This is a genomic window from Helicobacter burdigaliensis, assembly GCF_003670295.1.
GTDB classification, from domain to species: Bacteria; Campylobacterota; Campylobacteria; order Campylobacterales; family Helicobacteraceae; genus Helicobacter_D; species Helicobacter_D burdigaliensis.
Window position 1 is genome coordinate 1 of record NZ_QXJG01000010.1, and the last position, 14,308, is coordinate 14,308.

The following is a 14,308-nucleotide window of genomic DNA, read 5'->3' on the forward strand; positions in this document are numbered from 1 at the left end:
TTATTTACATAAATAATACTTAATTTTATTTTGAAATTTTATTATATGTTTTTTTAAATTTTTATTTATTATTTTTTTACAAAAAGCTATTTCAAAGTATTAATAAAAGCTTACAATGGAAATCTTTAATGTGAATACTTTTGATAAAGCCTTAAAAGTGCTATAAAAAGTGCAGTAATCGCAGGACCTATAATAATCCCCCAAAAACCAAAGCTAGAGAGCCCTGCAATAATCGCAAAGAAAATCAACATTTCATTAATCATCACAGGAGTCTTAACAAGCTTTCTATTAATAAATGCAATAATCAAAGGCTTTAAGCCATTATCAGCCAAAGTTGCAATCACAATCATAGAATACAAAGAAATAATAATCGCATTTGCCACATTTCCAAGATACAGCTCATACAAAGCAACAGGTATAAAAACTAGCCCTCCCCCTACAACAGGCACCAAAGAAGCAAACCCATAAAAAATCCCCAAAAGAAGTGCATTGTATCCATAAAAAAACATTAAAATAGCAAATAAAAATCCTTGCAACATCATAGAAACAATAGAAGAATAAAAAACAATACTAATAACCGCACTCACTTCTTCATAAATAGATTTCACTTCCCCAGCACTAAAAGGCACAAGACTTAAAATAAATCTCCCCACCCTATCCCCATAAAAATAGAAGAAAAATAAAAATACCACCACAATCACAGCATCACTTAAAAAAGAAACACTATTTTTCCCTAAACCTGCAAAAAAATTTAAAAATTGCTTAAAAATTTGCGAATAATCTAGCTCATTTATCTTAGTAATCCAAATTTGGACTTGCTTACCTACCTCATCGGGCAAAAACTCTAAGCTTGAATTAAAAAATGCAACGACTTTTAAACGACTATCCATAAAAAAATTTTGCAAATTCCCAAAATCAAAATCCTTAGCAAAATTTGCAAAATTCATTCCAACATATGCCAAAGGCAAAAAACACAAAAACACAAGCAAAAAGGTTAGTAAAAAAGATGTGATAAGGTTATTTTTAAACTTTTGCAACAAATATCTATACAAAGGCTGTGTAGCAATAAGAAGCAAAAAAGCAACAAGCATATTTGCCAAAAAAGGCAAATAAAGCTTAAAAAGTGCCAAAAATGTTAAAAGAAAAGCAATGAGAAAAAAGTAATTTTTCCTTGCTAAACTCATTGTTTATCCATAATTTCTTTAGGTGGATACACAAACACACTCTCTCTTATTACCTCAATCTTTTCTTTAGAATCGAGTGCATAAGCTCTAATCTTAATAGGAATAGGAGTGTCTTTTTTACTATCCTCGGCTAGATTTTTATCTGTATATAACACAACAATTTCTTTTTCTCCTGCTCCTGCTTCTACTTTAAAAGGCTTTGTGGGGCGTTTGATTTTAATTGCTTCATTATCCACTTCAAAATAAAATTCATAGGCTTCTTTGTTAGTATTTTGCACATAAAATACATAAGCATTTTCAACTACACCTTGCTTAATCGCATAAGGCGCACTGCCACGATTGATATTTAGTAGCATATTTTCCTTTTTAGAACCCATAAATACAAGCCCTACAAAAACAATCGCCATAACTGCTAAATAAGCTATGGTTTTAAATCTGAAATATTTTACTTTATTTCTTGTATCAATCGCTTGTGGGCTTGTCCAAGAGATTAGCGTTTCTTTACCAAGTTTTCCCATAACCTTAGTGCAAGCATCTGCACATTCAAGACAATTAATGCATTCAAGTTGCATTCCTTTTCTAATATCAATATGCGTAGGACACACTTTCACACAGGCTTCACAGCCGGTGCATTCAGCATTTGGCACTTCTGGCTTTTTCCACATTTTAATCCCTTTAGGGTTAAATACAGCTCCACCTCTTTTATAATCATACACCGTCATAATTGTATCATTATCATACAACACACTTTGCACACGGCTATAAGGACACATATAAATACAAAAATTCTCTTTAATAAATATAATATCTGCAATCAAAAAAATCGCAATTCCAAAAAGAAAAATCAATAAATATTCATGCTCTAATGGCTCTTTTAGATATGCAAAAAATTCAGCAGGTGGCACAAAATACCACATAAAATTTGAAGCTGCTAAAAAAGAGAGTACCACCCAAATAAGCATAGCAACACCCTTTTTAAGCTTATTAATCCCTAAACTCATATCAGGTTCTAATTGCTTATTTTCTCTTCTTTTTCTAAGTTTTAAAAGTTTAGTTTCAATTAAATCCCTATAAATTACTCTAAAAATTGTCTGCGGACAAGCCCAACCACACCATACACGCCCTGCTAGCGTGGTAATAAAAAAGATAAACAAAAACATTAAAATCAATAAAAAGGGCATTAAATATAATTCTTGCATATCAAAAGATACACCAAGCAAATGCAACTGCTGATGATCAAAAGATAAAAGAAAAATTTGATTCCCATTGATTTGTATAAAAGGAATACAAAAAACCATAAGAGTTGTGATAAGATACACCACATAACGCTTTTTAAAATAAACAGACACCTTCTGCAATGAAGAAGACATTTTTTAAACTCCAATCGTAAGTATTTTTGCCATAATGATACTCATATAATCCAAAAAAAAAATAAAACCAAACTTTTTTATTAATTAAATATTGTTCTTTTTGTGATTTTATCACATTTATTGCACCACAGCACCTACAAGCTTATATCCCCTATCACTAAAATCTAAAGTTGCTGCAATGCTTGGATGGATATTTTTTGGGAGTTGTTCTCCCTCTTTTGCTAATTTATCATACACTGCTAAAACATACTGCTTTGTGCCATCTTCTAGTGTTTTTTCCCTATAAGCATAAAGCAAATTTTGCGTAATTAGATTAAATCCGCCCACTCCCTCTCCTACATTACTTTCATACACCATACCATTATTTAATACAAACTTGCCCTCTTCTCCTCCTGTTTGCTTATACCAATAGTTTTGAAAAGTTTGTGCGTGTGTAAATAAAAGCTCTTTTTCTCTTAAGCTAAGATCCTTTTCAATAAGCCCAAAAAATCCATCAATAAATGCAATGCCCCCCATAGCTTCTATACTAAATTCTGCCACACTGCTTTGCAACTCTTGTGCCCTTTTAAAATAAATATCTTTTTGGCTATTTAGCTTATCAGGCGCTAAAGAGGCAAAAAGCTCTACTTTTTGCGTGGCTTTTTCTTTTAGCTCTTCCATAAGTTTAGGAAAATTCTCAAATTCTTGCTTATAGGCTAACATTAATTGCAATTTCTCATCGTCTTCTTTTTGGTTTTTTGCAAAATACTTATCAATTTTTTCTTCCATTAAATCTTTTAAAACCTCAAAACTTCTAGGATAAGAAAAAGGGTTTTGCTCCTCATTGCTTAGCTTAATCCCCCTCTTTTCATCTTGCAAAAAAGAAGTTGCTATATCATATGTTCTAGCCTTTATTGCTTCATAGCTTGGCTCTTCTCCTAAAATATTTTCTAAAACTTCTTTGTTAGGTTTAAAATCTTCTAGAATCTTTTTAGGCTCTTGACGCTCTTTAAGTGCATTTTGCAAGGCAAAAAAATCTTCAAAAGAATTTAAAGGATTTATAGTTTGCTTTTCTTTAAAGTAGGCAGGCTTACTTAAGGATATTTCTTTTTCTAAACGCATTTTGACTCCTTTAAAAAGCACAAGCATTTTTTATTCCATAAATTTTTTATGATTTATTTTACATAACTCAAATAATATCTACATTAAATAATATCAATAAACTTTAGTGTATTAATATAAAGTTTCTTGCATTTTTAAACTTTATTTGCTATAATTTTGCAAAAATTTTAAGGAGATTTTATGGCAAAACATACTTTCCAAACAGAAGTCAATCAACTTTTAGACTTAATGATTCATTCTTTATATTCTAATAAAGAAATTTTCTTGCGTGAGCTTGTAAGCAATGCTTCAGATGCATTAGATAAACTTCAATACTTGACATTAACTGATGAAAAATTAAAATCATTTTCTTTTACCCCAAAGATTGATATTAGCTTTGATAGCGAGAAAAACACGCTAACAATCAGCGATAGCGGTATAGGAATGAATGAGCAAGATTTGATAGAAAATCTAGGAACAATCGCAAAAAGTGGCACAAAAAACTTCCTATCCAAACTAAGTGGAGACAAGAAAAAGGATTCTGCACTTATTGGGCAGTTTGGTGTTGGATTTTATTCAGCATTTATGGTGGCAAGTAAGATTATTGTTACTACAAAAAAGGCAGGAGAAGAGCAAGCTTATGCTTGGATTAGCGATGGTAGCGGTGAGTTTGAGATTGAAAAATGCACAAAAGAAACGCACGGAAGCGAAATAAAACTCTATTTAAAAGAAGAGGAAAAAGAATTTACAAGTCGCTGGAGAATAGAAGAGATTATCAAAAAATATTCCGATCACATTCCATTCCCTATTTTCTTGCACTATACAGAAACAAAAACCGAAGGAGAGGGAGATTCTAAAAAAGAAATCATAGAAGAGAAAAACGAGCAAATCAACAAAGCTTCTGCTCTTTGGAGAGTTTCTAAAAAGGATTTAAAAGAAGAAGAATACAAAGAGTTTTACAAATCTCTAAGCTATGATGGTGCTGATCCACTCACTTGGATTCATACAAAAGTAGAAGGTAGCTTAGAATATACAACACTCTTTTATATCCCACAAAATGCACCTTTTGATTTATATAGAGTAGATTATAAATCTGGAGTGAAACTTTATGTAAAAAGAGTATTTATTACAGATGATGACAAAGAACTTTTACCTCCATATTTACGCTTTATAAGAGGGATTATAGATAGTGAAGACTTACCACTTAATGTAAGTAGGGAAATCTTACAACAAAACAAGATTCTAGCAACTATCAAATCGGCTTCTACAAAGAAAATTTTGAGTGAAATCGAATTACTACAAAAAGATGAAGAAAAATATTCAAAATTCTATAAAGAATTTGGAAGATGTCTAAAAGAAGGTGTTTATAGTGATTTTGAAAACAAAGAAAAATTGCTAGAGCTTTTAAGATTTACTTCAAGCAAAAGCGAGGGTAAAGAAATCTCATTTAAAGCCTATAAAGAGAGAATGAAAGAAGATCAAAAGTCAATTTATTTCTTGCAAGGCGAGGATTTAGAGCTTCTTAAAAACTCTCCATTACTAGAAAGCTATAAGCAAAAAGATATTGAAGTGCTATTCTTTAGCGATGAAATTGATGGAATCGTAATGCCTATGGTGCATGAATTTGATAAAACTCCACTTAGAAGCATCACAAGCAAAGAGGCAATGGAAGAAATGGGTGGAGATTCTTTAAATGAAGAAATCAAAACTAAATTCCAACCTTTGCTAGATAGTTTCACAAAAACATTAGAAGCAGAGGTTAAAGAAGTGCGTCTAAGCACAAGATTGGTAGATGCTCCTTCATGTATAGTAGCTGATGCTGATGATCCAAATGCAGCTATGATGAAAATGATGAAGCAAATGGGTGCTATGGGAATGGGTGCAGATATGCCAGAACCTAAGCCGATTTTAGAGCTAAATCCAAACCATATCATTTTACAAAAGCTCCTAGAAAGCAATGATGAAGCTAAAAAGACAGAAGTAGCACATCTGCTTTTAGAAGAGGCTAAACTCCTAGAGGGTGGCAAGCTAAAAGATGTAAATACCTTTGTAAAACGCCTAAATTCACTTTTGCAAAATAGCTTCTAATTTCCTTAAGGGCTTTTGCCCTTTTATTGTTTTATGCCTTAATTTCTATACTTTTTGTAGAATTTAAAGTTTGAAATTTATTAAACTCCTCTAAAGTATCATTGCTAAACTCCACACCAAAAAGAATTTCTAGCTCTTCACTTTTGCCAAATTTAGTTTTTAAAAGCTCTCTTAAAAGTTCATTTCTTTTATTATCATCTTTGTAGGTTTCTTTGTTTTCACTTTCGCCTTGTATAGGCTTAAAGGCTTCTTTTTTCTTCTTTTCCTTTTTCTCTTGTGCTTCCTTGATAGCTTCTGTATCATCTACGGGTTTTCCAGTGGGATATTTATCATAATCTAACCCCACCGCCCTTTCTGCTTCTTTTAACTCCTCTACAAACTTATCATGCCTTTGTTTAAAATCAAGATATTTTCTCTTAAATTCATCTAAGCTTAAATCTAGTTTGTTGGTTAGCTCTTGAAACTCTTTAGAAAAATTTTCTGCTTGTTTGCCTAGCTGTGTATCCACATGATAAGCCCTTTTTACAAAAAGTTGCATGGATAAAAAAGTTTCAATACTGCTCCAATCATGCACCTCTCCAAAAGGATTCTTTGCAAAAGAACTTTGTGTGCGATTAGCATTCATAAACTCTTGAAGCTCTTTAAGCTCTTCTTTGCTTATATCCTTATCTACTCCAGCCATCTTGCCTAATATCGTAGTTCTTCCCTCTATAATTTTAAACCCTGCCCCTCTTAAAAATGCCATTAAAGCCCCTCCTTTAGAAATTTCCCCCTCTTTTATCTCATAAACTTTTGCCCCAAAATCCGCTCTATTTAAAGAACCCATATCCAGCACAAATATTTCTCCACTTTGCAATCCTTTCCAAAAATCCATTCTATACTCTTCAAGGCTTTGCAAATCTTCTTGTGTGAAATTTGCTCCAAAATCCTTATCTTTTACTATCTTAGAAAAAGCCTCATAAGCATTTCCTATACTTTTAGCGATGTCTATATCCACATACATTGTTAAAAAATCCATATTTGTATAAAGCTCTCTCATCTCCTCTAAACCTTTAGCATAAATCTTATAATCTTGTGGTAATCCTGCAGCTTCGTTAAAATCGCTTGTAAAAAAGCCATCTTTATCTACGCCATAGCCTAAGACTTTATTAACTGCTTGTGATTTATTGCTTACAAGGTTTAAAGTTTCATTTATGATATTAGATGATTTTGTATTTGCAGTATGACTGAAAGTATTTGCGTAATTATAGTTTGAATAAGAATTTATGCTACTAATCATCTTTGCCACCTTACAAAATTTATTTCTTTTTATTTTCTTAAATAGATTATCTTTATAATATCGTAAAATTTTTAGAAAAGTTTAGCAGGTTTTAAAAATAAATTTTGAAAGATTTTTGATTTGTGTAGTTTTGCAAAAATAAGTTGATTTTCAAAAAAGCTTTTAAGTGGGGTGGGCGATGGGAATCGAACCCACGACCCTCAGGACCACAATCTGATGCTCTAACCGACTGAGCTACGCCCACCACTAAAAATAAAAATGTAGAAATAAAAATGGTCGGGGCGAAAGGATTCGAACCTTCGACCCCTTGGTCCCAAACCAAGTGCGCTAACCAGACTGCGCTACGCCCCGACTTAAGTTAATCAATAAAGGCGGAATTATAATCTTTTAAAACTTAATTGTCAAGTATTTAAAAAAAATTATCTAAAATTTCAAAAACACTTTAATTTTACACTTAAGAATCCAAAAAGCTATTTTAAATCCCCCAAAAGCTCCCCTAAAGCTTCAAGACCTCCCATATTCAGAGAAATAGCCTTTTCTTCTTTAAAATCTTTTGGAAAATCTGCTTCATTTGGATTAATTCTAATTAAAGTGCTTTGCGGTATTTTTTTACATAAATTTTGCCCCAAAATCCGCATACTAGGCACAGCCTTTCCTGCTCCTATTTCAATGATAGCAACCTTTTTGTTAATCTGCTTCTTTTTCCATTTATTAAAGGCAGCCTCTTGCTTATTAATTCTCTTATCTTTAAACTCATAATCTTCAAACATCACAATATTTGGTCTTGCTAATCTTCTACACCTCAAACACAAAGGAAGACTCAATGCCCTAAAATCTTTTGTATTAATTTTAATTATATCTTCATTTTCCCACACAAAATTTTTACAATCATAAAAAGCACATTGTAAATAATGGATACTACCATGGTATTCATAGACTCTATCTTTGTCAAATCCTGCTTTTAGAAAATGCCCATCTACATTTGAAGTAACTATAAAATACTCTTTCTTTTGTTTTGCCAATCTCAAAAGCAATTCATATCCAAAATGGCTAGGCGTGTTTTTATAAAGCTTATATCTATGTGCATAAAACGCCCAAACAAGCTCGGGATTTTTGCGAAAACTTTTAGGATTTGCTAAATCTTCAAATGAAATCCCAAGCTCTTTTAAGGGCGGATAAGCCCTCCAAAATCCCTCTTTACCCCTAAAATCAGGCAACCCACCATCCACACCCATTCCAGCCCCTGCTGTGATGATTAAAATTTCTGCTTCTTGAATGCACTTTTTTGCTCTTTTTAATTCCACTTAATTTTTCCTTACAAAATAAAAATTATATCGCAAAAAAGCAAAATTTTATAAAGATTATGCTATTATCCAATGCTTTAAAGCAAAATTTTATAAAAAAGGTGGTGATTAGATGCCCGGTATCAAAGTAAGGGAAAACGAATCTTTTGATGATGCTTACAGAAAGTTTAAAAAACAAGCGGATAGAAACTTAGTAGTAACTGAAAGCAGAGCTAGAAGATTTTTTGAACCAATGACTGAAAAGCGTAAAAAGCAAAAAATTAGCGCTCGCAAAAAAATGCTTAAACGCCTTTATATGCTAAGACGCTACGAATCAAGGCTCTAATACTTAAAATAGAGATTTTTTCTCTATTTTATTTTTACAACTAGATTTAGCACTACAAGTACATTTGCTAAGATAAGCCCACTAAAAAATCCCCATAAATCAAGCATTTCATTTTTTAACAACACTAAAAATCCAACCACCAAAAAAGCATAAGCCAATAATCGTAAAGGAACAAAAAACATTTTCATTCCAAGCTTGCTTGAAGTTTTATCAAAGTTATGCCAAAACCTTCTTTTTTTAGGCAATGGCACTTCCTTGCTTTCCTTTTTTTCTTGATTATCACTTTGATTGCTTTGCAAGTTTAATTCTTCTTTTTTTTCTTCCTCTTCCCAAAGTTCTTCTTCTAGCCTTTGTGCCTTTGTTTCATACACTTTTGCTAAAGCTTCAAGCTCTTCATTGCTTGCATTAGAGATTAAAGCATTTATTTTTCTTTTTTGCGTGTAAAATACCGCTAAAACAACAAACAAAAACGACAAAAATGCAAACGCAAAATTTAAAACAAAAATTTTTCCAAAAAAAACCCAAAGAGTAAAAAAACTTCCTAAAAAAATAACCAGATTAATAAAGTTTCTACTCTTCATCTTCCTCCCAATTTTGCTTATTTTGATAGGTATATTTTGGATTTTTACTTAGCTCATCTAACTCTTTTTTTTGGCGTTTGTAGGCTTTATATACATTTAAAATTGCCGCACAAATCCCCCAAATAACTCCAAGCCAAAAAAGCCACGCATAACCAAAAAGCTTTTCTAATCCATATCCAATTAAAACACCAATTAGCACAGCTATCACCATAGAGATTCCAAGTGTAGCATTTGAATATGCTAAAAGTGCGTCTTTGTATTTTAGCTCCTCTTTAGTAGCAATATCTTTATTATTCTTACTCTCCATAGAGGCTAATCTCCTTTAACACCTCTCTTGCTCGCTCACACACACTATCAATCATCACTTCATCCATGCAATCACAAATAAATCCTGTTTCAAACTGCGAACAAGCAAAATAAACGCCCTTATTTAGCATTCCTTGATGAAATTTTGCAAACATCTTTGTATCGCTTTTTAGCGCATCTTCAAAATTTTGCACTTCTTTTTCATTAAAGAAAAATCCAAACATGCTCCCCCTAACACAAGTTTGCAAAGGAATATTTACCTCTTTACATATCTCTTTTAAGCCATTTGTTAGTCTTAGGGCTAAGCTTTCTAGCTTTTCATAAAGTTTTGGATTATTTTTAATCTTATATAAAGAAGCAAGTCCAGCACTCATTGCCACAGGATTCCCACTTAATGTCCCTGCTTGATAAACCGCACCATTTGGGGATAACAAGCTCATAATCTCTTCACTTCCTCCAAACGCACCCACAGGCATTCCCCCACCTATAACCTTACCAAAAGTAACTAAATCTCCCTTAATCCCATAAACCCCAAAACTTCCGCTACTACTTGCCCTAAAACCACTCATCACTTCATCTAAAATAAGCACAATCCCCTCTTTAGTGCAAAGCTCTCTAAGCTCTTTTAAAAACTCTTGTCTTGCAGGCACTAAACCCATATTTCCCGCAATTGGCTCAATAATAATCGCTCCTACCCCTTTGCTTTTTTTGATACATTCTTTAACGCTTTGTATATCATTATATCTAGCTACAAGCGTATGCTTACTAAAATCCTCTGGAACTCCCGGAGAGCTAGGATTCCCAAAAGTCGCCAAACCACTTCCAGCTTGCACCAAAAGGCTATCGCTATGCCCATGGTAACAACCCTCAAACTTAATAATATCCTCACGCCCACTATAAGCCCTAGCAAGTCTAATAGCACTCATCGTAGCTTCTGTCCCACTTGATACAAAGCGAATCTTATCAATCCCCTCATACATACTAATCACAGCTTTAGCTAAAACGGTTTCTAAAGTCGTGGGCGCCCCAAAAGAAAGCCCTTTTTTTAAAGTTTGTATTACACTCTCTTCAATCTCTTTATCGCAATGTCCAAAAAGCAAAGGTCCCCAGCTTTGCACAAAATCAATATAAGAATTCCCATCTTCATCTATTAAATACGCCCCCCTACCCTCTCTAATAAAAGGAGGTGTGCCCCCCACACTTTTAAAAGCACGCACAGGAGAATTCACTCCCCCTACTATCACTTGTTTGGCTTCATTAAAATCATTAATACTATTTAGATTGTTTAGCTGTTCCATTTTTTTCCTTAAAAGTTATGCAATTTGGGCAATTATACTATATTTTTCTTTATAGGCTCATACAAAGATATTTAATCTCTAAATATTCTTCTATTCCATACTTAGAGCCCTCTCTACCAAGTCCGCTTTGCTTCACTCCTCCAAAGGGTGCCACTTCATTAGAAATAATCCCTGTATTTATCCCCACCATTCCATATTCTAGTGCCCTAGCGACACGCCATTGCCTTTTATAATCTTGTGTGAAAAAATAACTTGCTAAGCCAAATTCTGTATTATTTGCCCTCTCTATCGCTTCTTCTTCACTTTCAAATTTGAAAATAGGCGCTAAAGGTCCAAAAGTTTCTTCTTTTGCAACAAGCATTTTTTCATTAACATCTACTAAAAGCGTAGGCTCATAAAAATTCCCCCCTAAAGAATGCCTTTTGCCCCCACTCAAAACTTTTGCACCCTTAGAGAGTGCATCTTCTATATGATCTTCTACCTTTTTAAGCGCTTTTTCATCAATTAAAGGTCCCTGATTTACCCCCTCTTCCATTCCATTACCTACTTTTAGGCTAGAAATTTTTAGAGCTAACCTCTTACATAGCTCTTCATAAATCCCACTTTGTGCGTAGATTCTATTTGCACATACACAAGTTTGCCCACTATTTCTAAACTTAGAAGCCATAATCCCTTCTATTGCCACTTCAATATCCGCATCATTAAATACAATCAAAGGTGCATTTCCTCCAAGCTCCAAGCTTAGCTTTTTAACACTCTCTGCACTCTTTGCATAAAGCTTTTTCCCTATTTCAGTAGAGCCTGTGAAACTTAACTTTCTAATGATAGAAGATTTTGCAAATACATCGCTAATCTCCTCTGCATTACCATTTACCACCACAAATAAATCTTTTGGAATCCCAGCCTTTTGTGCTAGAAGCTCTAGTGCATAAGCACTCAAAGGCGTCTGTGAAGCACTCTTTAAAACCATAGCACAACCACTTGCAAGTGCGGGTGCCATTTTACGCGTAATCATAGAGGATGGAAAATTCCAAGGAGTGATTGCAGCACACACACCAATAGGCTCTTTTAACACAATTAGATTCTCGTTTTCTTTTTTAGATAGAAGCACATCGCCACAAACTCCCCTAATAATCTGTGAAAACCATTTCACAAAAGAAGCTGCATATAAAATCTCACCTCTTGATTCTGCTAAAACTTTTCCTTGCTCTAGCGTCATAATTTGTGCTAAATCCTCTTTGTATTCTAAAATCAATTCATAAAATTTATATAAAATATCACTTCTTTTTTCTACTAACTCACTCGCCCATTTAGTTTGTGCTAAACTAGCCCTTTTGCACATCTCTTCTAACTCTTCTTTATTTGTTTTTTTAATATATGCAATGGTTTGCAAGGTTGCAGGATTGTTTAAAGCATAGTAATTTTCTTTAGGTTCTTTGCTAATATGTGGATGTGAAAAAATATCTAAACGCATCTTATCTCCTTATGGCTTTTACCCATATTAGCACAAATTCTTTTATGTTTGTTTTAAACTAAAATAAATACAAATCCCCCAATACATAACACCACAATATCACAGCCCACATAACACTTAAAAACACAGCACCAGAAGCACAATCTTTAGCGATTTTTGCTAATGGGTGAAAATCTTGCGTTATCAAATCTACACAAGATTCAATAGCACTATTAATACTTTCTACAATCAAAATCAATACCAAAGAAAAATCTAACACAATCCTCATAAAAACACTAATTTCCAAAAAGAAAGAAAGCACTAAAAGAGGCAAAATACACAAAAGCTCTATTTGAAATGCCCTCTCTTTTTGTAGCATATATTTTACGCCCTCTAGGGCATAAATTGCATTTTTACCTAAATGATATTTTGGCTTCATGGTCTAATTTGCCCCCCCCCCCGCATTTAAAATATCAAATCTAGCCTCATAGGTTTCACTCTCTACTTTGAAAAAACCCAATAAAATACTATAGAGATTATCGTGAGAAAGATCAGTTTTTTGATCATTTAATGCCTCTTTATTTAAATCTTCATTATTGCTCCAAAAAATCATAGGAATATGCTTTTGTGTTTTAGGAGCAATAAAATAAGGCATTCCATGCAAATATACTCCATTTTCCCCTAAACTCTCTCCATGATCTGAAACATACAATAAAGCACTTTTATAATCTTTGCCCTTTTGTTTTAAAAGTGCAATCATCTCTTTTAATAAATAATCTGTATAAAACAAGGTATTATCATAGGTATTTTTGATTTCTTCTATGGAACATTTTGCTAGATCATTTGTTTGACAAGTGGGGGAAAATTTTTCAAATTCTTTAGGATATCTTTTGTAATAAGTTGGCCCATGAGATCCTTGTAAATGCAACACGATTAAATTTTCATCTTGTAAATTATTTAATTCATTCTTTAATTTATCTAGCAAAATACCATCAAAATCTTCACGCAAAATCTCTTTTGTAGCCAATCTATCACAAATACCCTTACAACCTCCAGAATTATTTCCATACCATGAAACATTAACACCCACTCTTGCTAAAACATCTAAAATATTTTCTTGATATTCTTTATTAGAAAATTCCACTCTTTTAGACAAACTAAACATACAAGGAAGACTAATAGCAGTCGCCGTGCCACATGAATACACATTATCAAAAAAAATCACATTTTCCTCTTTAGTATAAGGATTTGTATCCACTTCATATCCTCCTAAAGAGTAATTGTTTGCCCTTGCTGTTTCCCCTACAACAAGCACAAGTATGCTTTTATCTTTGGTTGCTTGCTTTTTTGCATCAAGTGCAATTTGACGCAATTCTCCTTGAGGCTCTATCTCTCTTTTTAAATATTTCACTGCAGAATAAATTTGATAAAAGGGGGCATTATACATTCTAGTGTCATTATAATTTCTAAAAAATGGCACAAGCTTAGAAGAAAAAATAACTAAAACCATAAGCGCAACAAGCAAAGAGATTCCACAAGTAGCACCCCTAATCCAAATCTTTGTTTTTGCGATTTCTAATTTAAAAATAAAAATTAAAGGCAACACAACACCCACCAAAAATAAACCCAAAAACTTCCAAGATCCAAGCAACTCACTACTTTCTTTAAAATCTGTTTGCATAGCATTTGCTATCATATCACTATCAATAATTACACCATAAGTTTGCATAAAATACACACTCAAAAATGTAATCACCACAAACAAAGATAATAAAATCTTATTTGTATAATTAAAAAATAATAAAGAAAAAATGGCTACGAGCAAGGAAAAATAAATTATTGGAAATAAAATAAAATATTCCATTGCCTTTTCTTCTATCAAATTAAAATAAATATAGCTAAATAATTTAAAATTCATAAAAGTAATGAATAATGCACTAAAAAGCACAAAATTAAGCCATGATATTTTTATTTTTTTCATCATAAAATCCTTAATATTTTTTGATGTGCCATTGTATATTTTAAAAATAAATAAATAAT

Annotated in this window: 13 protein-coding genes and 2 tRNA genes; 2 read left to right on the forward strand and 13 right to left on the reverse strand. The window is 32.7% G+C overall.

The annotated features are described in order from the left end of the window. Window positions 1–125 precede the first annotated feature (125 nt). The 3 genes from EBF09_RS05100 to EBF09_RS05110 all read right to left on the reverse strand — a co-directional run bounded on the left by EBF09_RS05100 (window position 126) and on the right by EBF09_RS05110 (window position 3,655). The gene (locus EBF09_RS05100; RefSeq protein WP_121764060.1) at window positions 126–1,184 is read right to left on the reverse strand and encodes an AI-2E family transporter; all 1,059 of its coding nucleotides are present in this window, start codon (window positions 1,182–1,184) and stop codon (window positions 126–128) included. Continuing rightward, window positions 1,181–2,554 carry a cytochrome c oxidase accessory protein CcoG gene (gene ccoG / locus EBF09_RS05105; RefSeq protein ID WP_121764061.1) on the reverse strand — a complete coding sequence of 458 codons (1,374 nt, stop codon included), beginning with the start codon at window positions 2,552–2,554 and terminating at the stop codon, window positions 1,181–1,183. The genes EBF09_RS05100 and ccoG overlap by 4 nt, the downstream gene beginning before the upstream one ends. A gap of 117 nt (window positions 2,555–2,671) precedes the next feature. After that, complete coding sequence (locus tag EBF09_RS05110; RefSeq protein ID WP_157978169.1) at window positions 2,672–3,655, reverse strand: hypothetical protein; 984 nt, start codon at window positions 3,653–3,655, stop codon at window positions 2,672–2,674. A 180-nt stretch (window positions 3,656–3,835) separates the two neighbouring features. On the opposite strand from EBF09_RS05110, the gene htpG reads away from it, so the two are divergent. After that, window positions 3,836–5,722 carry a molecular chaperone HtpG gene (htpG, locus tag EBF09_RS05115; RefSeq protein ID WP_121764063.1) on the forward strand — a complete coding sequence of 629 codons (1,887 nt, stop codon included), beginning with the start codon at window positions 3,836–3,838 and terminating at the stop codon, window positions 5,720–5,722. A gap of 31 nt (window positions 5,723–5,753) precedes the next feature. On the opposite strand, the gene EBF09_RS05120 is transcribed toward htpG, so the two are convergent. From EBF09_RS05120 to EBF09_RS05135, 4 genes are all read right to left on the reverse strand, one after another. Then, window positions 5,754–7,001 carry a Cj0814 family flagellar-dependent secreted protein gene (locus tag EBF09_RS05120; RefSeq protein WP_121764064.1) on the reverse strand — a complete coding sequence of 416 codons (1,248 nt, stop codon included), beginning with the start codon at window positions 6,999–7,001 and terminating at the stop codon, window positions 5,754–5,756. Window positions 7,002–7,168: 167 nt separating this feature from the next. Then, window positions 7,169–7,245 (reverse strand) — tRNA-His (locus tag EBF09_RS05125). Window positions 7,246–7,274: 29 nt separating this feature from the next. Continuing rightward, a tRNA-Pro gene (locus EBF09_RS05130) sits at window positions 7,275–7,352 on the reverse strand. 119 nt (window positions 7,353–7,471) lie between these two features. Beyond that, a complete protein-coding gene (locus tag EBF09_RS05135; protein WP_121764065.1) occupies window positions 7,472–8,305 on the reverse strand; it encodes an SIR2 family NAD-dependent protein deacylase in 834 nt (277 codons plus the stop codon). 112 nt (window positions 8,306–8,417) lie between these two features. Here EBF09_RS05135 and rpsU point away from each other — a divergent pair, with 112 nt between their 5' ends. Continuing rightward, window positions 8,418–8,630 (forward strand): 30S ribosomal protein S21, encoded by a 213-nt coding sequence (gene rpsU / locus EBF09_RS05140; protein ID WP_005020782.1) that lies wholly within the window; start codon window positions 8,418–8,420, stop codon window positions 8,628–8,630. Between the two features lie 23 nt (window positions 8,631–8,653). On the opposite strand, the gene EBF09_RS05145 is transcribed toward rpsU, so the two are convergent. The 6 genes from EBF09_RS05145 to EBF09_RS05170 are packed head-to-tail and all read right to left on the reverse strand — an operon-like array spanning window position 8,654 to window position 14,249. Beyond that, the gene (locus EBF09_RS05145) at window positions 8,654–9,211 is read right to left on the reverse strand and encodes a hypothetical protein (RefSeq protein WP_121764066.1); all 558 of its coding nucleotides are present in this window, start codon (window positions 9,209–9,211) and stop codon (window positions 8,654–8,656) included. Continuing rightward, entirely contained in the window at window positions 9,201–9,518 is a 318-nt protein-coding gene (locus tag EBF09_RS05150; protein WP_121764067.1) for an AtpZ/AtpI family protein, read from the reverse strand. Before EBF09_RS05150 ends, EBF09_RS05145 begins: the two co-directional genes overlap by 11 nt. Next, a complete protein-coding gene (gene hemL / locus EBF09_RS05155; RefSeq protein ID WP_121764068.1) occupies window positions 9,508–10,815 on the reverse strand; it encodes a glutamate-1-semialdehyde 2,1-aminomutase in 1,308 nt (435 codons plus the stop codon). Before hemL ends, EBF09_RS05150 begins: the two co-directional genes overlap by 11 nt. A gap of 49 nt (window positions 10,816–10,864) precedes the next feature. Further along, on the reverse strand, window positions 10,865–12,289 hold the full coding sequence (locus EBF09_RS05160; protein WP_121764069.1) for an NAD-dependent succinate-semialdehyde dehydrogenase: 1,425 nt from the start codon (window positions 12,287–12,289) through the stop codon (window positions 10,865–10,867). Between the two features lie 58 nt (window positions 12,290–12,347). Next, window positions 12,348–12,707 carry a diacylglycerol kinase gene (locus EBF09_RS05165; RefSeq protein WP_121764070.1) on the reverse strand — a complete coding sequence of 120 codons (360 nt, stop codon included), beginning with the start codon at window positions 12,705–12,707 and terminating at the stop codon, window positions 12,348–12,350. 3 nt (window positions 12,708–12,710) lie between these two features. Next, a complete protein-coding gene (locus tag EBF09_RS05170; protein WP_121764071.1) occupies window positions 12,711–14,249 on the reverse strand; it encodes a phosphoethanolamine transferase in 1,539 nt (512 codons plus the stop codon). Window positions 14,250–14,308: the final 59 nt, after the last annotated feature.

Excerpts from the sequence above, each read along its gene's own strand:
- EBF09_RS05100 (WP_121764060.1), bottom strand. The coding sequence starts at position 1,184 with ATGAGTTTAGCAAGGAAAAATTACTTTTTTCTCATTGCTTTTCTTTTA.
- ccoG (WP_121764061.1), bottom strand. The coding sequence starts at position 2,554 with ATGTCTTCTTCATTGCAGAAGGTGTCTGTTTATTTTAAAAAGCGTTAT.
- EBF09_RS05110 (WP_157978169.1), bottom strand. The coding sequence starts at position 3,655 with ATGCGTTTAGAAAAAGAAATATCCTTAAGTAAGCCTGCCTACTTTAAA.
- htpG (WP_121764063.1), top strand. The coding sequence starts at position 3,836 with ATGGCAAAACATACTTTCCAAACAGAAGTCAATCAACTTTTAGACTTA.
- EBF09_RS05120 (WP_121764064.1), bottom strand. The coding sequence starts at position 7,001 with ATGATTAGTAGCATAAATTCTTATTCAAACTATAATTACGCAAATACT.
- rpsU (WP_005020782.1), top strand. The coding sequence starts at position 8,418 with ATGCCCGGTATCAAAGTAAGGGAAAACGAATCTTTTGATGATGCTTAC.
- EBF09_RS05145 (WP_121764066.1), bottom strand. The coding sequence starts at position 9,211 with ATGAAGAGTAGAAACTTTATTAATCTGGTTATTTTTTTAGGAAGTTTT.
- EBF09_RS05150 (WP_121764067.1), bottom strand. The coding sequence starts at position 9,518 with ATGGAGAGTAAGAATAATAAAGATATTGCTACTAAAGAGGAGCTAAAA.
- hemL (WP_121764068.1), bottom strand. The coding sequence starts at position 10,815 with ATGGAACAGCTAAACAATCTAAATAGTATTAATGATTTTAATGAAGCC.
- EBF09_RS05160 (WP_121764069.1), bottom strand. The coding sequence starts at position 12,289 with ATGCGTTTAGATATTTTTTCACATCCACATATTAGCAAAGAACCTAAA.
- EBF09_RS05165 (WP_121764070.1), bottom strand. The coding sequence starts at position 12,707 with ATGAAGCCAAAATATCATTTAGGTAAAAATGCAATTTATGCCCTAGAG.
- EBF09_RS05170 (WP_121764071.1), bottom strand. The coding sequence starts at position 14,249 with ATGAAAAAAATAAAAATATCATGGCTTAATTTTGTGCTTTTTAGTGCA.